The 16,905-nt window shown below is 68.8% G+C and carries 24 protein-coding genes and 2 pseudogenes; 5 read left to right on the forward strand and 21 right to left on the reverse strand.

Features of this window, described 5'->3' with window-relative positions; translation table 11 throughout:
• Nucleotides 1-60: 60 nt before the first annotated feature.
• The 15 genes from ABEA26_RS29345 to rpsJ form a co-directional block, all read right to left on the reverse strand.
• A complete protein-coding gene (locus tag ABEA26_RS29345) occupies nt 61-246 on the reverse strand; it encodes a type Z 30S ribosomal protein S14 (protein WP_003948630.1) in 186 nt (61 codons plus the stop codon).
• 5 nt (nt 247-251) lie between these two features.
• The gene (rplE, locus tag ABEA26_RS29350; RefSeq protein ID WP_030619154.1) at nt 252-809 is read right to left on the reverse strand and encodes a 50S ribosomal protein L5; all 558 of its coding nucleotides are present in this window, start codon (nt 807-809) and stop codon (nt 252-254) included.
• Complete coding sequence (gene rplX / locus ABEA26_RS29355; RefSeq protein ID WP_003974256.1) at nt 809-1,132, reverse strand: 50S ribosomal protein L24; 324 nt, start codon at nt 1,130-1,132, stop codon at nt 809-811. Before rplX ends, rplE begins: the two co-directional genes overlap by 1 nt.
• 2 nt (nt 1,133-1,134) lie before the next feature.
• The gene (rplN, locus tag ABEA26_RS29360) at nt 1,135-1,503 is read right to left on the reverse strand and encodes a 50S ribosomal protein L14 (protein ID WP_003974257.1); all 369 of its coding nucleotides are present in this window, start codon (nt 1,501-1,503) and stop codon (nt 1,135-1,137) included.
• 136 nt (nt 1,504-1,639) lie between these two features.
• Nucleotides 1,640-1,927 (reverse strand): 30S ribosomal protein S17, encoded by a 288-nt coding sequence (gene rpsQ, locus ABEA26_RS29365; protein ID WP_345596384.1) that lies wholly within the window; start codon nt 1,925-1,927, stop codon nt 1,640-1,642.
• Nucleotides 1,927-2,151: a 50S ribosomal protein L29 gene (rpmC, locus tag ABEA26_RS29370; RefSeq protein ID WP_003998824.1), complete on the reverse strand. Its 225-nt coding sequence runs from the start codon at nt 2,149-2,151 to the stop codon at nt 1,927-1,929. Before rpmC ends, rpsQ begins: the two co-directional genes overlap by 1 nt.
• Nucleotides 2,151-2,570, reverse strand: a complete 420-nt coding sequence (gene rplP, locus ABEA26_RS29375) for a 50S ribosomal protein L16 (RefSeq protein ID WP_004927269.1) — start codon at nt 2,568-2,570, stop codon at nt 2,151-2,153. The genes rpmC and rplP overlap by 1 nt, the downstream gene beginning before the upstream one ends.
• 5 nt (nt 2,571-2,575) lie before the next feature.
• On the reverse strand, nt 2,576-3,418 hold the full coding sequence (gene rpsC, locus ABEA26_RS29380) for a 30S ribosomal protein S3 (protein WP_345596385.1): 843 nt from the start codon (nt 3,416-3,418) through the stop codon (nt 2,576-2,578).
• A complete protein-coding gene (gene rplV, locus ABEA26_RS29385) occupies nt 3,418-3,765 on the reverse strand; it encodes a 50S ribosomal protein L22 (protein ID WP_030619142.1) in 348 nt (115 codons plus the stop codon). The genes rpsC and rplV overlap by 1 nt, the downstream gene beginning before the upstream one ends.
• A 44-nt stretch (nt 3,766-3,809) precedes the next feature.
• The gene (gene rpsS, locus ABEA26_RS29390; RefSeq protein ID WP_345596386.1) at nt 3,810-4,091 is read right to left on the reverse strand and encodes a 30S ribosomal protein S19; all 282 of its coding nucleotides are present in this window, start codon (nt 4,089-4,091) and stop codon (nt 3,810-3,812) included.
• Between the two features lie 12 nt (nt 4,092-4,103).
• Nucleotides 4,104-4,940, reverse strand: a complete 837-nt coding sequence (gene rplB / locus ABEA26_RS29395) for a 50S ribosomal protein L2 (RefSeq protein WP_345596387.1) — start codon at nt 4,938-4,940, stop codon at nt 4,104-4,106.
• A 40-nt stretch (nt 4,941-4,980) separates the two neighbouring features.
• Nucleotides 4,981-5,400 (reverse strand): 50S ribosomal protein L23, encoded by a 420-nt coding sequence (gene rplW, locus ABEA26_RS29400; RefSeq protein ID WP_345596388.1) that lies wholly within the window; start codon nt 5,398-5,400, stop codon nt 4,981-4,983.
• Nucleotides 5,400-6,068, reverse strand: a complete 669-nt coding sequence (rplD, locus tag ABEA26_RS29405; RefSeq protein ID WP_345596389.1) for a 50S ribosomal protein L4 — start codon at nt 6,066-6,068, stop codon at nt 5,400-5,402. The genes rplW and rplD overlap by 1 nt, the downstream gene beginning before the upstream one ends.
• A 7-nt stretch (nt 6,069-6,075) precedes the next feature.
• Complete coding sequence (rplC, locus tag ABEA26_RS29410; protein ID WP_217167006.1) at nt 6,076-6,720, reverse strand: 50S ribosomal protein L3; 645 nt, start codon at nt 6,718-6,720, stop codon at nt 6,076-6,078.
• A 17-nt stretch (nt 6,721-6,737) separates the two neighbouring features.
• On the reverse strand, nt 6,738-7,046 hold the full coding sequence (rpsJ, locus tag ABEA26_RS29415) for a 30S ribosomal protein S10 (protein WP_003948644.1): 309 nt from the start codon (nt 7,044-7,046) through the stop codon (nt 6,738-6,740).
• A gap of 666 nt (nt 7,047-7,712) precedes the next feature.
• Between rpsJ and ABEA26_RS29420 the strand changes: the two genes are divergently transcribed.
• Nucleotides 7,713-8,072, forward strand: a complete 360-nt coding sequence (locus ABEA26_RS29420) for a DUF485 domain-containing protein (protein WP_345596398.1) — start codon at nt 7,713-7,715, stop codon at nt 8,070-8,072.
• A gap of 11 nt (nt 8,073-8,083) precedes the next feature.
• Here ABEA26_RS29420 and ABEA26_RS29425 read toward each other — a convergent pair.
• The 4 genes and pseudogenes from ABEA26_RS29425 to ABEA26_RS29440 form a co-directional block, all read right to left on the reverse strand.
• A pseudogene (locus tag ABEA26_RS29425) lies at nt 8,084-8,745 on the reverse strand (acyltransferase family protein); the annotation flags it as partial.
• Nucleotides 8,746-8,932: 187 nt separating this feature from the next.
• A complete protein-coding gene (gdhA, locus tag ABEA26_RS29430) occupies nt 8,933-10,291 on the reverse strand; it encodes an NADP-specific glutamate dehydrogenase (RefSeq protein ID WP_345596390.1) in 1,359 nt (452 codons plus the stop codon).
• 310 nt (nt 10,292-10,601) lie between these two features.
• The gene (locus tag ABEA26_RS29435; RefSeq protein WP_345596391.1) at nt 10,602-10,811 is read right to left on the reverse strand and encodes a 4-oxalocrotonate tautomerase family protein; all 210 of its coding nucleotides are present in this window, start codon (nt 10,809-10,811) and stop codon (nt 10,602-10,604) included.
• Nucleotides 10,812-10,876: 65 nt separating this feature from the next.
• The gene (locus ABEA26_RS29440) at nt 10,877-11,650 is read right to left on the reverse strand and encodes an SDR family oxidoreductase (protein ID WP_345596392.1); all 774 of its coding nucleotides are present in this window, start codon (nt 11,648-11,650) and stop codon (nt 10,877-10,879) included.
• A 77-nt stretch (nt 11,651-11,727) separates the two neighbouring features.
• Between ABEA26_RS29440 and ABEA26_RS29445 the strand changes: the two genes are divergently transcribed.
• From ABEA26_RS29445 to ABEA26_RS29455, 3 genes are all read left to right on the forward strand, one after another.
• Nucleotides 11,728-12,597 (forward strand): helix-turn-helix transcriptional regulator, encoded by an 870-nt coding sequence (locus tag ABEA26_RS29445; protein ID WP_345596393.1) that lies wholly within the window; start codon nt 11,728-11,730, stop codon nt 12,595-12,597.
• 239 nt (nt 12,598-12,836) lie between these two features.
• On the forward strand, nt 12,837-13,973 hold the full coding sequence (dapF, locus tag ABEA26_RS29450) for a diaminopimelate epimerase (protein ID WP_345596394.1): 1,137 nt from the start codon (nt 12,837-12,839) through the stop codon (nt 13,971-13,973).
• Nucleotides 13,974-14,081: 108 nt separating this feature from the next.
• The gene (locus tag ABEA26_RS29455) at nt 14,082-15,173 is read left to right on the forward strand and encodes a fatty acid desaturase (protein ID WP_345596395.1); all 1,092 of its coding nucleotides are present in this window, start codon (nt 14,082-14,084) and stop codon (nt 15,171-15,173) included.
• Between the two features lie 25 nt (nt 15,174-15,198).
• Here the strand turns inward: ABEA26_RS29455 and ABEA26_RS29460 are convergent, their stop codons facing one another.
• Together ABEA26_RS29460 and ABEA26_RS29465 are read right to left on the reverse strand one after the other, a co-directional pair.
• Nucleotides 15,199-15,408, reverse strand: a complete 210-nt coding sequence (locus ABEA26_RS29460; protein ID WP_345596396.1) for a DUF397 domain-containing protein — start codon at nt 15,406-15,408, stop codon at nt 15,199-15,201.
• Complete coding sequence (locus ABEA26_RS29465; protein WP_345596397.1) at nt 15,405-16,280, reverse strand: helix-turn-helix domain-containing protein; 876 nt, start codon at nt 16,278-16,280, stop codon at nt 15,405-15,407. The genes ABEA26_RS29460 and ABEA26_RS29465 overlap by 4 nt, the downstream gene beginning before the upstream one ends.
• A 158-nt stretch (nt 16,281-16,438) precedes the next feature.
• On the opposite strand from ABEA26_RS29465, the pseudogene ABEA26_RS29470 reads away from it, so the two are divergent.
• A pseudogene (locus tag ABEA26_RS29470) lies at nt 16,439-16,869 on the forward strand (ATP-binding protein).
• Nucleotides 16,870-16,905: the final 36 nt, after the last annotated feature.

The following is a 16,905-nucleotide window of genomic DNA, read 5'->3' on the forward strand; positions in this document are numbered from 1 at the left end:
AGCCGGGCCTCTGCCGACCCGGTTGCTTACCGAGAGTCTGAATAACCCGGAATTACCGGATTACCAAGAGCTCTTGGTCACGCCCGGCAGCTCGCCACGGTGAGCCATCTCACGAAGGCACACGCGGCACAGGCCGAACTTGCGGTACACGGAGTGCGGACGGCCGCAGCGCTGGCAGCGCGTGTAGCCACGCACACCGAACTTGGGCTTGCGAGCAGCCTTGGCAATCAGAGCCTTCTTCGCCATCTCGTTCACGCCTCCTTGAACGGGAAGCCGAGGTGACGAAGGAGCGCGCGGCCCTCAGCGTCGTTGGTCGCCGTGGTGACCACGGTGATGTCCATACCCCGGGTACGGTCGATCTTGTCCTGGTCGATCTCGTGGAACATGACCTGCTCCGTGAGACCGAAGGTGTAGTTGCCACGGCCGTCGAACTGCTTGGGGGACAGACCACGGAAGTCGCGGATGCGCGGAAGCGCGAGCGACAGGGTGCGGTCCAGGAACTCCCACATGCGGTCGCCACGGAGCGTGACGTGGGCACCGATCGGCTGGCCCTCACGCAGCTTGAACTGCGCGATGGACTTACGGGCCTTGGTGACGGCCGGCTTCTGACCGGTGATCGTGGTGAGGTCGCGAATCGCGCCGTCGATCAGCTTGGAGTCGCGGGCGGCGTCGCCCACACCCATGTTGACCACGATCTTGACGAGGCCGGGGATCTGCATGACGTTCTCGTAGGAGAACTCCTCACGCAGCTTGCCCGCGATCTCCTCGCGGTACTTCGTCTTGAGACGCGGAGTGGTGGTGGTAGCCATCAGATGTCCTCACCCGTCCGCTTGGCAACGCGAACCTTGTTGCCCTCGTCGTCGAAGCGGTAACCGACGCGCGTGACGACCTTGTTGCCGTCCTTCTCCACGACCAGCTGGACGTTGGAGACGTGGATCGGGGCCTCGGTGGTCACGATGCCGCCGGCCTGCGAACCGCGAGCGGTCGGCCCGGCCTTGGTGTGCTTCTTGACCCGGTTGACACCCTCGACCAGAACACGGTCCTCACGGGGGAAGGCCGCGATGACCTTGCCCTGCTTGCCCTTGTCCTTACCGGTGATGACCTGAACCAGGTCGCCCTTCTTGATCTTCATGCTCACAGCACCTCCGGCGCGAGGGAGATGATCTTCATGAACTTCTTCTCGCGCAGCTCACGGCCCACCGGGCCGAAGATACGGGTGCCGCGGGGGTCGCCGTCGTTCTTCAGAATGACGGCGGCGTTCTCGTCGAAGCGGATGTACGAGCCATCCGGACGGCGACGCTCCTTGACGGTGCGAACGATGACCGCCTTGACGACGTCACCCTTCTTCACGTTGCCACCGGGGATCGCGTCCTTGACGGTGGCGACGATCACGTCACCGATGCCCGCGTAGCGGCGGCCCGAACCACCGAGCACACGGATGGTGAGAATTTCCTTCGCACCCGTGTTGTCGGCGACACGCAGCCGCGACTCCTGCTGGATCACGTCTATCTCCTGATTGTCTGCCGGTTCCCCGGGGGCCGCTCACCAACTGGGCGAGCGGCTCCCGGAGCCTGGCGGAACTGCCCTGCGAGGAATGCCCCGCAGGAACGTACTTTGGGAGTTCCCTCGCGGGAGCTGCCTACTTGGCCTTCTCGAGGACCTCGACGACGCGCCAGCGCTTCGTCGCGGACAGCGGCCGGGTCTCCATGAGGAGGACACGGTCGCCGACACCGGCGGTGTTCTGCTCGTCGTGGGCCTTGAGCTTCTCCGTACGGCGGATGACCTTGCCGTACAGGGCGTGGGTCACGCGGTCCTCGACGGCGACGACGACGGTCTTGTCCATCTTGTCGCTGACGACCAGACCCTGACGGGTCTTGCGGAAGCCGCGGCCGGCCTTCGTCTCTTCAGTCACGTTGCTCTCGCTCATCAGGCGCTCTCCACCGTCTCGATGCCCAGCTCGCGCTCACGCATCAGGGTGTAGATCCGCGCGATGTCCTTGCGGACGGCCTTGAGCCGACCGTGGTTCTCGAGCTGACCCGTCGCCGCCTGGAAGCGGAGGTTGAACAGCTCTTCCTTGGCTTCGCGGAGCTTCGCCAGAAGCTCCTCGTCACCCAGTTCGCGCAGCTCGGACGCCTTGGTACCGGCCGACATCACGCTTCACCTGCCTCGCGCTTGACGATCCGGCACTTCATCGGCAGCTTGTGGGCCGCACGAGTCAGCGCCTCACGGGCGATCTTCTCGTTGGGGTAGGACAGCTCGAACATGACCCGACCCGGGTGCACGTTCGCGATCCACCACTCGGGGGAACCCTTACCGGAACCCATGCGGGTCTCGGCCGGCTTCTTCGTGAGCGGGCGGTCCGGGTAGATGTTGATCCAGACCTTGCCGCCACGCTTGATGTGGCGGGTCATCGCGATACGGGCCGCCTCGATCTGGCGGTTGGTCACGTACGCGGGCGTGAGGGCCTGGATGCCGTACTCGCCGAACGCAACCGTCGTACCGCCCTTGGCCTGACCACGGCGCTTCGGGTGGTGCTGCTTGCGGTGCTTGACCCTACGGGGGATCAGCATTTCGGTCAGGCCTCCGTTCCGGTGCTCTCAGCCGGAGCGGCAGCGGCGGCGGGAGCCTCGGCCTTGGGGGCCTCGGCAGCCGGCGCGGACTGCTGCTGCGGCTTACGACCGCGACCGCCACGCTCGCCACCACGGCCACCACCACGGGCCGGGCGGTCGTTGCCACCACGGGCCGGGCGGTTGCCGGCGCGGGCAGCGGCGTTCTCGGCGCGGACCTCGGCGATGTTCTTGACATCGCCCTTGTAGATCCAGACCTTCACGCCGATGCGGCCGAAGGTCGTCTTGGCCTCGAAGAAGCCGTAGTCCACGTTCGCGCGGAGCGTGTGCAGGGGCACACGGCCCTCGCGGTAGAACTCCGAGCGGGACATCTCGGCGCCACCGAGGCGGCCACCGCACTGGATCTTGATGCCCTTGGCGCCGGCCTTCATCGTGCCCTGCATGCTCTTGCGCATGGCACGACGGAAGGAGACGCGGGAGGAGAGCTGCTCGGCGACGGCCTGGGCCACCAGCTGAGCGTCCGTCTCCGGGCTCTTGACCTCGAGGATGTTCAGCTGGACCTGCTTGCCGGTCAGCTTCTCCAGGTCACCGCGGATACGGTCGGCCTCGGCGCCGCGACGGCCGATGACGATGCCGGGACGAGCGGTGTGGATGTCCACACGCACGCGGTCACGGGTGCGCTCGATCTCCACCTTCGAGATGCCGGCGCGCTCCATGCCGGACGTCATCATCCGACGGATGGCGACGTCTTCCTTGACGTAGTCCTTGTACAGCTTGTCGGCGTACCAACGCGACTTGAAGTCGGTCGTGACACCGAGCCGGAACCCGTGCGGGTTTACCTTCTGGCCCATTACCGGGTTCCTTCCTTGCTGCTGACGACCACGGTGATGTGGCTGGTCCGCTTGCGGATCCGGTAGGCGCGGCCCTGGGCGCGCGGACGGAACCGCTTCAGGGTCGGGCCCTCGTCGACGTAGGCCTCGGAAATGACGAGGCTGTCGGCGTCGGTGTGGTCGTAGTTGTGCGCGGCGTTGGCAATGGCGCTGTCCAGCACCTTGCCGACCGGCACGCTCGCGGCCTGCGGGGCGAAACGCAGGACCGCCTGAGCCTCCGTGGCATCCATGCCACGGATGAGGTCCACCACGCGGCGGGCCTTCATGGGCGTGACGCGGATGTACCGCGCCTGGGCCCTGGCTTCCATGGTTGTCCCTTCAGTGTTTGTCATGATCTTTCACACCCCGCTGACTAGCGGCGCTTCGACTTCCGGTCGTCCTTGACGTGACCCCGGAAGGTGCGCGTCGGCGAGAACTCGCCGAGCTTGTGGCCGACCATGGACTCGGTGACAAACACCGGGATGTGGGTCTTGCCGTTGTGCACCGCGACCGTGTGACCGAGCATCGCCGGGACGATCATCGAGCGACGGGACCAGGTCTTGATGACGTTCTTGGAACCGGCTTCGTTCTGCGCGTCCACCTTCTTGATCAGGTGGTCGTCGACGAAGGGTCCCTTCTTCAAGCTACGAGGCATCTCAACCCGTCCTTAGCGCTTCTTGTTCGTCTTGCGGCGGCGGACGATGTACTTGCTCGACGCCTTCTTGGGCGAACGAGTACGGCCTTCCTTCTTGCCCCAGGGGGACACCGGGTGGCGACCACCCGAGGTACGGCCTTCGCCACCACCGTGCGGGTGGTCCACCGGGTTCATGACCACACCACGCACGGTCGGGCGAACGCCCAGCCAGCGCTTACGGCCCGCCTTGCCCCAGTTGATGTTGCTCTGCTCGGCGTTGCCGACCTCGCCGACCGTGGCGCGGCAGCGCTGGTCGACCAGGCGGATCTCTCCGGACGGCATGCGCAGGTGGGCCATCGAGCCCTCCTTCGCGAGCAGCTGCACGGAGGCACCGGCGGAGCGGGCGAACTTGGCACCGCCACCGGGACGGAGCTCGATCGCGTGGATCGTGGTACCGACCGGGATGTTGCGGAGGGCCAGGTTGTTGCCCGGCTTGATGTCGGCCCCGGGACCGTTCTCGACGCGGTCACCCTGCTGCAGGTTGCGCGGGGCGAGGATGTAGCGCTTCTCGCCGTCGGCGTAGTGCAGCAGCGCGATGCGCGCGGTGCGGTTGGGGTCGTACTCGATGTGCGCGACCTTCGCCGGCACGCCGTCCTTGTCGTGCCGACGGAAGTCGATCACGCGGAAGGCGCGCTTGTGTCCGCCACCCTGGTGGCGAACGGTCACACGACCGGCGTTGTTACGGCCGCCCTTGCTGTGCAGCGGGCGGACCAGCGACTTCTCCGGCGTGGACCGCGTGACCTCGACGAAGTCGGCGACGCTCGAGCCACGACGGCCCGGCGTAGTCGGCTTGTACTTGCGGATTCCCATTTCTCAGTCCTCGTCCGATTCCGGACGATCCGGACCTCCGTCAGGAGGTCGGACCGCCGAAGATGTCGATACGGTCGCCCTCGGCAAGGGTCACGATCGCGCGCTTGCTGTCGGCACGCTTGCCGAAGCCGGTGCGGGTCCGCTTGCGCTTGCCCTGGCGGTTGATCGTGTTGACCCCGGTGACCTTGACCGAGAAGACCGCCTGGACGGCTTCCTTGATCTGGGTCTTGTTGGAACCCGGGGCGACGACGAACGTGTACTTGTTGTCGTCGAGGAGCGCGTAGCTCTTCTCGGAGACGACCGGCTTCACGAGCACGTCACGGGGGTCCGTGAACGACTTGCTGACCGGCGTGACGACGGTGTTCTTGCCCTCGGCCTCGTGGCGACGCGCCTTGGCGACGCGCGCGGCCTTGGCGGCCTTGGCCGCCTTGGAGGCGATGCTCGGGTGACGCGTAGCCATCAGGCTTCGCTCCCTTCGGTGTCAGCGTTCCGCTCGGCACTGGGCGTGCCGGACACGAAGGACTCGAAGGCGGCCTGGGTGAAGACCACGTCGTCCGAGACGAGAACGTCGTACGTGTTCAGCTGGCCCGGCTCCAGGATGTGGATCTGGGGCAGGTTGCGGGCGGACAGCCACGCGGCCTCGTCGGCACGGTCGGCGACCAGGAGCAGGTTCTTGCGCTCCGAGATCTTGCCGAACAGCGACCGGGCGGCCTTCGTGGACGGGTTGTCGCCCTCGATGACGCCGGTGACGACGTGGATGCGGTCGTGGCGGGCCCGGTCGGTGAGGGCGTGGCGCAGGGCCGCGGCCTTCATCTTCTTCGGGGTCCGCTGCGAGTAGTCGCGCGGCTGCGGGCCGTGGACGACGCCACCGCCGGCGAACTGCGGCGCGCGGGTCGAGCCCTGGCGGGCGCGGCCGGTGCCCTTCTGGCGGTACGGCTTCTTGCCGCCACCACGGACTTCACCGCGACGCTTGGTCTTGTGCGTGCCCTGGCGGGCAGCGGCGTTCTGCGCGACGACGACCTGGTGGATCAGCGGGATGCTGATCTTCTCCACGCCGAAGATCTCCGCGGGGAGCTCGACGCTTCCGGTCTTCTCGCCGGCAGGCGAAAGGATGTCAACAGTGCTCATCGGTACCTCAGGCCCCCTTGGCCGCGGTGCGGACCAGGACGAGGCCGCCGTTCGGACCGGGAACCGCGCCCTTGATGAGCAGCAGACCCTTCTCCGCGTCAACGGCGTGGACGGTCAGGTTCTGGGTGGTGACCCGCTCGTTGCCCATGCGGCCGGCCATGCGGAGGCCCTTGAACACGCGGCCCGGGGTGGCGCAGCCACCGATGGAACCGGGCGAGCGGTGCTTGCGCTGGGTGCCGTGACCGGCGCCGAGGCCCTTGAAGTTGTGACGCTTCATGACACCGGCGAAGCCCTTGCCCTTGCTCTTGCCGGTGACGTCGACCTTCACGCCGGACTCGAAGACCTCGGCGGTGACTTCCTGACCGAGCGTGTACTCGGCGGCGTCGCCCGTGCGGATCTCGACGAGGTGGCGGCGGGGGGTGACGTCGGCCTTGGAGAAGTGGCCCTTGAGGGGCTTGTTCACCTTGCGCGGGTCGATCTCGCCGAACGCGATCTGGACGGACTCGTAGCCGTCGACGTCGTTCGTACGGACCTGGGTGACGACGTTCGGGCCGGCCTTGACGACGGTGACCGGAACAACACGGTTGTTCTCGTCCCACACCTGCGTCATGCCGAGCTTCTCGCCCAGGATGCCCTTGATCTGCTTGTTCATCTTCAGATCACCGGCCCTCAGAGCTTGATCTCGATGTCGACACCGGCCGGGAGGTCGAGTCGCATCAGAGAGTCAACGGTCTTCGGAGTCGGGTCGAGGATGTCGATCAGGCGCTTGTGCGTGCGCATCTCGAAGTGCTCGCGCGAGTCCTTGTACTTGTGCGGCGACTTGATGACGCAGTACACGTTCTTCTCAGTGGGCAGCGGCACCGGGCCCGCGACCGACGCACCAGTGCGAGTCACCGTCTCGACGATCTTCTTCGCCGAAGAGTCGATGACCTCGTGGTCGTAGGCCTTGAGCCGGATGCGGATCTTCTGTCCCGCCATGGCTACTTCGTAGTCCTGTCTCTCGTAACGCTCTGGACCCGGTGGTCCCTTTTCTGTCCGCTCCCCCTCCGACCCACGCGGTCGGGCGTGTCGCTCTCTCGCTGACACGAATGTCCCTTTTCGGGACTTCCCTGCAGTGGGAGTGCGAGCCCTTCCGGAACCGCGGGGCGGGGGCGAGAGGCCCACCGGGCGCCTGGTCTGCACCCCGCTGACGCTTCCCGGAAGATTCCCGTACGTCCGCCCCTGATCAGAGGCGACGAGTACTGTGGGACTCGCTTCCGGTCCCCCCGGCGGGAGGCGCGCAGCATCGGCACTCGACCGAGCAACTCCGCTAGTCTGCCACACGGGGATGGGGCCTGGCCAATCGGGACGGAGAGAATACCCCGAAGGTGACGCGGGTCAAACAGAGGCTCGCTCGAAGTCGATCACCCCGGGCCCGGGGCGCGGCCACGGGCCCCGAAGAACCGGACACGGGACCGCCCGTGGACACGGGCCGGACGGTTGTACGCGTCCCATGCGGGCGGGGTGAGTCCGGCCGATCCGCTGCGCCGCCGTACCGGACTTCGCCCCGTTCGTTCCGTCGGTCGCGGACCGCGTCGTCGGACGCTTGCGATCACCACGTTAGGGTCATCGACGGTATTCGGACGGACACTCGGGGGGGATCGCATGACGGCCAGGGAGGCTGCCGAGAGTGAGGCGTCGAGGGCGCTCCGGGACGCCGGCCGCGTGGACAAGTGGTCGGTCGTGTGGATCCTGCTGGCGCTCGCGCTGTGGATGTACTTCGCGTTCCTGATGCTCTCCTCGTACGGCCCCGAGTCCTACGACGGTGTCCCGCGCTGCGAGGGGCCGCTGATCGACCCGGCCCGGCGGGACGGCTCCCTCTGCGACAGCGAACTGCGCCAGTGGCCGGCGCTGCTCGGGATCCTCGCCCTGTCGGCCATCGCGACCGTGGTCGCGGCGGCGACGACGGTCCACGCCAGGCTGCTGGGCCGCCTGGCGAAGCTGTCCGGCCCACCCGCTCCCTGACTCGGCAGGCTCGAGAGCAGGAAGACCGTGAAGATCGCCACGCTGCCGCGCCGGCCCGAGACGCGTTCGACCTCGTCGATCCGGTTGCCCAGTTCCAGCTGGCCCATCAGCCACGCCATGGCGAGGATGCCCCACAGGAGCAGGTCCTGGCCGAAGCGGCGCATGAGGTGGAGGGGCGAGCCTGCGATGAAGTACCAGGCGCCGTCCGGGTTGGCGACCAGCTCCAGCAGGTGGAGGTCCGCGACGGGAGCGAAAGAACTGGCGCGGTGTGCGGCCCCAGCACGACATGCAGATCACGAAGCCGCTGATCACGAAGAAGATCTCGACGCCGCTCGACGCCGATCCAGCCGTAGGAGGCGACGCGGAACACCGTGGGCATGACCTCGGACACCGGACGGCCCCAGATCAGGTTGCCGGGGCGGTCCGCGCGCCAGGTGCCGGCGTAGTGGTGTGCGACCACCATCAGCGCGGCGAGCAGGCGGATGCCGTCGATGACGTACAGGCGGCTGCCCGCGCGCTTCCCGCCCTGCACGGCCTGCCCGCGGGGGCGGGCGCGGGGCCCGGGGGATGACGGCGGGCCGGTCGGCACCGCTGTGGCGAGCGGCGGAAGCGGCTGCTTCGACCGTTCCTCCGCCCGCTCGGGCACCGATGTCTCACTGTCCGCTGCGCGCACCGTTCGAACAGACAAGAACAGTGTTCACACCGGCGGTAGGGGTTTGTGCAAGCCGTCGCCCGCGCTCCGTGCCGTGTTCGCGGGGAGTTCTCCCGGGGGGTCAGCCGGTGCCCCGGTCGTCGCGCTCGGCCGCTGGCGAGGTACCGGTGGGCAGGCCCCGACAGGGCCCTCCCACCGGATCCGTCCGTCAGATGACGCCCTGGGCCAGCATCGCGTCGGCGACGCGCTCGAAGCCCGCGATGTTGGCGCCGGTCACGTAGTCGCCGGGGGCGTCGTAGCGCTCGGCGGTCTCGTGGCAGGTGGTGTGGATGTCGTTCATGATGTGCGTCAGCTCCTCCTCGACGCGCACCGCCGTCCACGACGTACGGGCGTGGTTCTGCGCCATCTCCAGCGCGCTGACCGCGACGCCGCCCGCGTTGGCCGCCTTGCCGGGGCCGAAGGCGACGCCGGCGCCCTGGAGCAGGTGGACCGCCTCGGGCGTCGTCGGCATGTTCGCGCCCTCCGAGACGGCCTTCACGCCGTTGCGGATGAGGGTGGCGGCGGCGTTCTCGTCCAGCTCGTTCTGCGTGGCGGACGGGAGCGCGAGGTCGGCCGGGACGTCCCAGACGCTGCCGCCGGGCACGAAGCGGGCCGAGGCGCCGCGGCGCTCGGCGTACGTGTCGACCCGGCCGCGCTCGACCTCCTTGATCTGCTTCAGCAGGTCGAGGTCGATGCCCTTCTCGTCGACGACGTAGCCGGAGGAGTCCGAGCAGGTCACGGCGTTCGCGCCGAGGGCGGCGAGCTTCTCGATGGTGTAGATCGCCACGTTTCCGGAGCCGGACACGACCGCGGTCTGGCCCTCCAGGTCCTCACCGCGCTCGCGCATCATGGCCGCCGCGAAGAGCACGTTGCCGTACCCGGTGGCCTCCGGGCGGATCAGCGAGCCGCCCCAGCCCGCGCCCTTGCCGGTGAGGACACCGGCCTCCCAGCGGTTGGTGATCCGGCGGTACTGGCCGAACAGGTAGCCGATCTCCCGGCCGCCGACGCCGATGTCGCCCGCGGGGACGTCGGTGTGCTCGCCGATGTGCCGGTACAGCTCCGTCATGAACGACTGGCAGAACCGCATGACCTCCGCGTCGCTCCGCCCGTGCGGGTCGAAGTCGCTGCCGCCCTTGCCGCCGCCGATACCGAGGCCGGTCAGCGCGTTCTTGAAGATCTGCTCGAAGCCCAGGAACTTGATGACGCCCAGGTTGACCGAGGAGTGGAAGCGCAGGCCGCCTTTGTAGGGGCCCAGCGCGCTGTTGAACTCGACGCGGAAGCCGCGGTTGACGTGGACCCGGCCCTGGTCGTCCTGCCACGGCACCCGGAAGATGACCTGCCGCTCGGGCTCGACCAGCCGCTCGACGAGGCCCGGCTCGGCGTACTCGGGGCGGGCCGCGAGCACCGGCGCGAGCGTCTCCAGCACCTCGTGGGCGGCCTGGTGGAACTCGGGCTGGGCCGGGTTGCGGTGTTCGATCTCGGTGAGCAGGTGGTCGAGCGCGGTCCTGGTCTCGCTTCGCGTCGTCACGTGGGGCCTTTCTGGCACGGCGGGCACCGGAGACCGGGACGGAGAGACGGGGGTACGGGGGGGGGGGGGGGGGGGGGGGGGGGGGTCCTCGGAGGTACGGGGCCCTGGCCGTACAGGCCGTCGTCCGGGTCGGTCCGGTGATGGGCGCTCGGCGCCGTTGCCGCGCGCGGGACACTTAAGTGTTACGCGCATGTAAACATCCTGGCCAGTACCCCGCGCAGAGCGTGACCACTATGTGAGACCGATCTTTCGTACACCGGCCGTTAACGGATGTCCGGGACGAAGGTTACCCGAGCGTCCCGGACAGCGGTCAAGCGTCGCCGTTGAGCATGGCGGCGGTGAGGACGTTCCCGCCGACTCCCCAGCCGCCGTCGAAGACCTCGTCGACGAGGACGACGGTGGTCGGGCGGGCCCGCTCGCCGTAGATCTCCGCGTACAGGTCGGTGGTGCGCTCTACGATCTTCCTCTTGTCCTCGGCGGTGAGGGTGCCCGCGGGGACCTTGAAGTGGGCGAAGGGCATGACTGTCTCCTGAGGTGAGTGGTGAGGTGAGTGGTGAGGTGGGTTCGGGTGCCGAGCGGCTGTCGTCAGACCATGCCGCCGTTGGCCCGCAGGATCTGGCCGTTCACCCAGTGCCCGGCGGGGCTGCCGAGGAAGGCGACCACGGCCGCGATGTCGTCGGGGGTGCCCAGCCGCTCCAGGGGCGGGGTCTTCGCGAGCCGGTCGATCTGCTCGGGCGTCTTGCCGTCGAGGAACAGGTCCGTGGCCGTCGGCCCGGGCGCGACCGTGTTCACGGTGATGTCCCGGCCGCGCAGCTCCCGCGCCAGGATCATCGTCATGGCCTCCACCGCGCCCTTGCTGGCCGCGTAGGCTCCGTACGTGGGGAACTGCGTGCCGACGACGGACGTCGAGAACCCGACGAACGAACCCCCCGTACGCAGTCGCCGCGCCGACTCCCGGGCGACGACGAAGGTGCCGCGGATGTTGGTGCGGTGCATGGCGTCGAGCGCCGCCAGGTCGAGGTCGGCGATCGGCGACAGAGCCATCCGCCCGGCCGAGTTGACGACCACGTCGACGCCGCCGAACTCCTCCTCCGCCCAGTCGAACAGCGCGGCGACCTCCTTCTCCTCCGCCACGTCCGCCTGTACGGCGACCGCCCGCCCGCCGGCCCCGGTGATCGCCTTCACCGTCTCGTCGGCGGCCGAGGCGTCGCGGGCGTAGTTGACGACGACGGCCAGGCCATCCTCGGCGAGCTTGTGCGAGACCGCCCGGCCGATGCCGCGCGATCCGCCGGTGACGACGGCGACCCTCCGGGTGCCGGCCTCCGGCGCTGGAGTCTGTTGCTCTGTGTGCGTGCTCATGCCTCCACGATGCGCGCGGCCGGCCCCCGCAACCAGGGGATGTCATCCCCTGGGTCGCCGCCCCGGCCGGACGCAGAATGAACACCATGAGCGCTGTGAAGTACGCCGAGCTGGGAGCGTTCCTGCGTTCGCGGCGCGAGCGCATCCGCCCGGCCGATGTCGGACTCCCCGCCGGACCGCGCCGCCGGGTGCCGGGGCTGCGCCGTGAGGAGGTCGCCCAGCTCGCCGGGGCATCCGTGGACTACTACAACGAGCTGGAGCGCGGCGCCGGATCCCAGCCGTCCGAGCAGATGATCGCCGCACTGGCGAGGGCGCTGCGGCTGACCTCCGACGAGCGGGACTACCTCTACCGGCTCGCCGACCGCCCGGTGCCCGTACAGGGCGGGGCCGCCTCGCACGTCCACCCCGGCATGCTCGACCTGCTCGGCCGGATGACCTCGACCCCGGCCCAGGTGATCACCGACCTGCACGTCACCCTCGTACAGAATCCGCTGGCGGTGGCGCTGCTCGGGGACCAGTCCGGCTTCCGTGGGCCCCGGGCCAGCTTCGTCCACCGCTGGTTCACCGAACCCGACGCGCGGAACCTGTATCCCGAGGCCGACCACGAGGGCCAGTCCCGCTCATTCGTCGCCGACCTGCGGGCCGCCGCCGCGAGACGGGACGCGAAGGACCCGGAGGCCGGGTCGATGATCCGTACGCTGCTCGGTGTCTCCCCCGAGTTCGCCGCGCTGTGGGCCGACCACGACGTGGCGTTCCGGCGTGGCGACCGGAAACGGCTCCTCCACCCCACGCTGGGTCTCGTCGAGGTCAACTGCCTCAACCTGATCAGCGAGGACGGGCGGCAGCGGCTGCTCTGGTTCACACCGGCCGTGGGGACGGACAGCGCGGGGCTGCTGGAGCTGCTCGCGGTGGTGGGGACGCAGGAGGTCGTCGAACCTGCGGGCTGACGGCGCGTGCGCCGCACCGCCGAGAGCGCATGACCGGGAGTCATCCCTCATCACCACGCGTACTTGCTCACGCGAGGGCGAACCCAGCAGCATGTGCGACAAACGGGCTCGGAGAGGGGCAGGCACATGACGACAGCAGCGCCGCGTCAGGACCTCGGTACCCGCGTGGCCGACGCCTTGTCCTCACAGGTGTTGAACGCGGTCGTGGGGATCGCCGGTATCGCCATTCCGGTCGCCGCGTGGATCGCCGAGAAGAGTCTGCTGCGGGATGTCCTGCTCGGCGCGGAGACCGTTCTCCTGCTCCTCATGGTGGCGAACCATATGTGGCTGCGGCGCATCTACATCCAGTTACGCCGGGCGAACGATCGGCACATGGCGGACGCCCAGTACTCAAGGCCCACGGCTCCCGGAACGACATCTTCGTCGTCGACGGCGCGCCCCTCGATCACTTCGCCACGGCGGACGAGCTCACCCGGGCCGTCAGGCTGCTGTGCGACCGAAAGCGGGGGCTGGGCAGTGACGGCGCGTACTTCGTGGCCGATCACGGAGACGGCACGGCGCGCGCCTGGTTCTACAACCCTGACGGGTCCGAGGCGCTGCTGTGCGGAAACGGCATGCGGTGCGCCGGACGGATACTGCTGGACCGGCACCAGGCGGATTCGGTCGTCGTGGAGCAGGGGCCGTACGCGTTCACCGTGCGCGACCGGGGCCGCACGTCCCATGGCGTGCGGGAGGTTTCCGTAGAACTGCCGGCCGTCGATTTCGCGCCCGGCACGCCGATCGTGGCGGAAGCGGGACCGCACGGAGAGTACGTGGACCGGCTGCTGCCCGCCTTCCATCCGTCGCGCAACGTGACGGCGGTCGCGGTGCCGAACTCCCACCTGATCACAGTGGTCGACGCCTACGACGAGGCGGAACTGATCGAGACCGGGCGGCGCGTAGCCGGTTCACCGGAGGTTTTCCCCATCGGTGCCAACCTCTCCTTCGTACGCCCGCTGTCGGACGACGAGGTGTTCGTCCACACCTACGAACGGGGAGCCGGGCTGACGCCGTCGTGCGGTTCGGGCATCGCAGCCTCCCGCGCCACTCTGTCCCGCCTCGGCCGTGTCGAGCCGGAGCGTCCGGTGACCGTACGCAACCCCGGAGGCGTCGCCCGCAGCTTCCTCCAGCCCGTCGGTGACGTGTGGCAGCCCGTTCTGGAGGGCAATGCGACCCTCGTGTACGAGGCGGAACTCGACCCGGCCGTGCTGCTCGGTGACGGTCCGGTGGAGTACGCGGGTGCCGCACACATGACGGAAATCAGCGCGTTCGCGGAACTCAGCCGGGAAAACATGAAGGTGTTGCACGAGGCCGGTATTCACCCGACCGAGGTCTGACGGCCGCCCGTCTCCCGATCTTCCGTACGCCGGGGAGCGCGGCGCCGCTCCGTCCGCCCCGGTTCCGGTCGCCTGCGGCCTGGTTCGGGACTACGGGGAGGGGACGGCGTGGTGGCACTTTCGGCGGGCCTGTTGATCATCACGGTGGGGATCGCGCTGCGGCAGGCGGACCGGTGGTGGTTCAGTCCGGCACGGGGACGGCGCGCAGCCGGCTCGCTGCGGTCGGTGATGAGTCTCCAGCGTGCGCGGTTGAACGACGTCACGCCGGTACTTCTGCTGCTGGGCCACTGGCTGGAACTCGCCGGTTGGTCGATCGTGGCCGTGGGCGGCGGCCCCTGGGGCTGCGCGGTCGCCGCACTCGCGGGGGCCGTGAAGTTCCGCCACCTCCAGGAGGTCAGCCACTTCGCGGTGCACGGCGTGCTGGCGCGCGGCGGCCGGCTGAACGCGCTGCTCACCGAGGTGGCCGTGCACGTCCCACTCGGTTTCGTCCCCGTGGCGGTACGCCGCCGACGGCACGTACGCGAGCACCATCCGAACGCCACGGTCGCCGGCGCCGACCCCAATCTGGCCGAGCTGCATCGCGCGGGGTTGCGTGCGGGGGCCACGACTGCGCGGTGTGTGCTCGGCATGGTCCATCCGCTCACTCCGGCCGGTCTGTACGGCACCGTGCGCGGACTGTCCGTGCTGTGGCGGGAGCCCGGCGCCGGGCGGCTGCGGGCGGCCGGTCCGGTGACGGTGGCGGCCATCGCGGCCACCGGCTTCGGCTGGGAAGCGGCGGTGTTCGTCTTCGTGCTGCCCCGGTTGCTGCTGTATCCGCAGCTTGCCTGGATGTCCCTGCTCGTCGAGCACCGCTGGTTCGATCCGGAGCCGGTCACCGGGCCGCCGGTCGCCGTCGAGGCCGGCCGCTGCCTGCGGCTGTACCCGCACAACGCGCTGCTCGCCCTGCTGGCTCGCGGCACCTGGCTGCCGTACGGCGACCTCTACCACTTCGCGCACTCAGCGCACCCCGCCGTGCGCTGGAACTACCTCCCCGCGCTGGAGCGCTCCCTGGGCGGCCCCGCGTATCGACCGCACGCACTCCTGCTGGGCGAGTCCGCGGTGCTCCGACGCCACCGCCGGGCGCTGGCACCGACCGCCTCCGGGTCCCCCACCGGCCCGACGGCTCCGGCATGTTCCGGCCGCCAGGACCAGCGCGCGTGACGGGACCCGTACCCCCGTTTAGGCGTCAGTTCTCCGACACGTACGGCAGGAAGTCCTGCCAAGCGGCGGGGGTGAGGGCCAGGCGGGGGCCTTCGGTGTTCTTGGAGTCGCGGACGTGGATGGTGCCCAGGGTGACGGCAAGCTCAACACAGGACTCGCCGTTGTTGCCGCTGCTGTAGCTGCTCTTGAACCACGCCAGCTCGGAGGCGTCCCCGGCAGTGGTCTTGCGGATCATGTTTCTCCCAGCAGTTGCTCGATGAGGGCCAGAGACTCCCGAGGCGAGAGTGCCTGAGCCCGGATCGTCCCATACTGCAGTTCCAGGATGCGCAAGTGTTTGGGGTCCGAGGTCGGTCGCCCGTTGAACTCGCCATCGGCTCGTCCGACCGCCGTCCCGTCCACGAACTTGAGCAACTCAATGGTGCCGTCGGTTCCGGAGTGGGTGTCACAGTGCGTCGGCATCACCTGAAGCACAACGTTGTGCAACTTCCCCACCTCCAGCAAACGTTCGAGCTGCTGTCGCCAGACCATTGTGCCCCCGATGGGCCGACGCAGAACCCCCTCCTCCAACACAAAGCTGAGGGCGGGCGCGGGTGTCCGCTCGAAGACCGTGCGCCGCGCGACCCGCGCAGCCACCATGCGCTCCACATCGTCCGGGGAGTACGGCGGCTGTGCCGCCCCGATCACGCATCGCGCGTGCTCTGGTGTCTGCAACAAGCCATTGATGCTGTTGCACTGGTACACGGCAATCTCGACCGCATTCGCCTCCAGCTTCCCCAACGCCCGGACCTTCTTCGGGTACCGGACCTTCTTCACGTCCTCCCAGGCCGCCGAGATGAGCCCACCGGCCTCCAACACCTCGTCGGCCCTGTCCAGGTACTCCTGCCGGGGAATCCGCTTCCCGCCCTCCACCTTGTAGACAAGGTCCTCCCCGTACCCCACCGCCGCCCCGAACTCGCCGGCGCGCATGCCCACGGCCTCGCGCCGCAGCTTCAACTGCCGTCCCACCGTCGTGATGACCGCGACGCCCCACTCGTCGTCCGGATCGACCTCCCACCCCGGCTCGTCCGCCTCGCTCCTGAGCCGACCCGCCTCCGCCTCGACCGTCATCCCGCGCCCCTTCGTCGTACTCGCCGTATTGCTCCCAGCGCCCTACCCGCACACGCCACCCCGACAGCACCGACACCGCTGGACAACCACCGGACAGTGACCGTGTGTACTCACTGAGTCACTTCTCACGGTACGCACACGACGCCACGCTGAGTGACGTGAACCAGAAATCCGCCGAACTCACGACTCCCGTCCGCAACTTCAGCGTGCAGCTCTCCCCCACGCCACGCGGCGCCCGTCTCGCCCGACTGCTCGCGACGGAGCAGCTCCGTTCCTGGGAACTGCCCTGGACCCGGCACGCCTTCTCGTCGCCGAACTGGCCAACAACGCGGCGGACCACGGACGCGTCCCCGGCCGCGATTTCCGGCTCACGCTTTACGTCGTCGGCGAGACCCTCCGTATCGAGTTCACCGACACCCGAGGCCAGGAACTCCCCCGCCCCCAAGCACCCGCTCCCGACGCCGAATCCGGCCGTGGCCTGCTGCTCGTGGAAACGCTCGCGGACCGCTGGGGAGTAACCGAGGGCCGCTTCCCGCGCAAGACCGTCTGGGCGGAACTGAGCTTTACGGCACCGCGACCCACGTTTTGAGGTTGCGGTGCCATCGGCGCCTTACCAATGAAAAGA

Source organism: Streptomyces marokkonensis (assembly GCF_039539045.1).
GTDB classification, from domain to species: domain Bacteria; phylum Actinomycetota; class Actinomycetes; order Streptomycetales; family Streptomycetaceae; genus Streptomyces; species Streptomyces marokkonensis.

What these genes read in the sequence shown, in the direction of transcription:
- ABEA26_RS29345 (WP_003948630.1), bottom strand. Translation starts at nt 246, where the DNA reads ATGGCGAAGAAGGCTCTGATTGCCAAGGCTGCTCGCAAGCCCAAGTTC.
- rplE (WP_030619154.1), bottom strand. Translation starts at nt 809, where the DNA reads ATGGCTACCACCACCACTCCGCGTCTCAAGACGAAGTACCGCGAGGAG.
- rplX (WP_003974256.1), bottom strand. Translation starts at nt 1,132, where the DNA reads ATGAAGATCAAGAAGGGCGACCTGGTTCAGGTCATCACCGGTAAGGAC.
- rpsQ (WP_345596384.1), bottom strand. Translation starts at nt 1,927, where the DNA reads ATGAGCGAGAGCAACGTGACTGAAGAGACGAAGGCCGGCCGCGGCTTC.
- rpmC (WP_003998824.1), bottom strand. Translation starts at nt 2,151, where the DNA reads ATGTCGGCCGGTACCAAGGCGTCCGAGCTGCGCGAACTGGGTGACGAG.
- rplP (WP_004927269.1), bottom strand. Translation starts at nt 2,570, where the DNA reads ATGCTGATCCCCCGTAGGGTCAAGCACCGCAAGCAGCACCACCCGAAG.
- rpsC (WP_345596385.1), bottom strand. Translation starts at nt 3,418, where the DNA reads ATGGGCCAGAAGGTAAACCCGCACGGGTTCCGGCTCGGTGTCACGACC.
- rplV (WP_030619142.1), bottom strand. Translation starts at nt 3,765, where the DNA reads ATGGAAGCCAGGGCCCAGGCGCGGTACATCCGCGTCACGCCCATGAAG.
- rpsS (WP_345596386.1), bottom strand. Translation starts at nt 4,091, where the DNA reads ATGCCTCGTAGCTTGAAGAAGGGACCCTTCGTCGACGACCACCTGATC.
- rplB (WP_345596387.1), bottom strand. Translation starts at nt 4,940, where the DNA reads ATGGGAATCCGCAAGTACAAGCCGACTACGCCGGGCCGTCGTGGCTCG.
- rplW (WP_345596388.1), bottom strand. Translation starts at nt 5,400, where the DNA reads ATGGCTACGCGTCACCCGAGCATCGCCTCCAAGGCGGCCAAGGCCGCC.
- rplD (WP_345596389.1), bottom strand. Translation starts at nt 6,068, where the DNA reads ATGAGCACTGTTGACATCCTTTCGCCTGCCGGCGAGAAGACCGGAAGC.
- rplC (WP_217167006.1), bottom strand. Translation starts at nt 6,720, where the DNA reads ATGAACAAGCAGATCAAGGGCATCCTGGGCGAGAAGCTCGGCATGACG.
- rpsJ (WP_003948644.1), bottom strand. Translation starts at nt 7,046, where the DNA reads ATGGCGGGACAGAAGATCCGCATCCGGCTCAAGGCCTACGACCACGAG.
- ABEA26_RS29420 (WP_345596398.1), top strand. Translation starts at nt 7,713, where the DNA reads ATGACGGCCAGGGAGGCTGCCGAGAGTGAGGCGTCGAGGGCGCTCCGG.
- ABEA26_RS29435 (WP_345596391.1), bottom strand. Translation starts at nt 10,811, where the DNA reads ATGCCCTTCGCCCACTTCAAGGTCCCCGCGGGCACCCTCACCGCCGAG.
- ABEA26_RS29440 (WP_345596392.1), bottom strand. Translation starts at nt 11,650, where the DNA reads ATGAGCACGCACACAGAGCAACAGACTCCAGCGCCGGAGGCCGGCACC.
- ABEA26_RS29445 (WP_345596393.1), top strand. Translation starts at nt 11,728, where the DNA reads ATGAACACCATGAGCGCTGTGAAGTACGCCGAGCTGGGAGCGTTCCTG.
- ABEA26_RS29460 (WP_345596396.1), bottom strand. Translation starts at nt 15,408, where the DNA reads ATGATCCGCAAGACCACTGCCGGGGACGCCTCCGAGCTGGCGTGGTTC.
- ABEA26_RS29465 (WP_345596397.1), bottom strand. Translation starts at nt 16,280, where the DNA reads ATGACGGTCGAGGCGGAGGCGGGTCGGCTCAGGAGCGAGGCGGACGAG.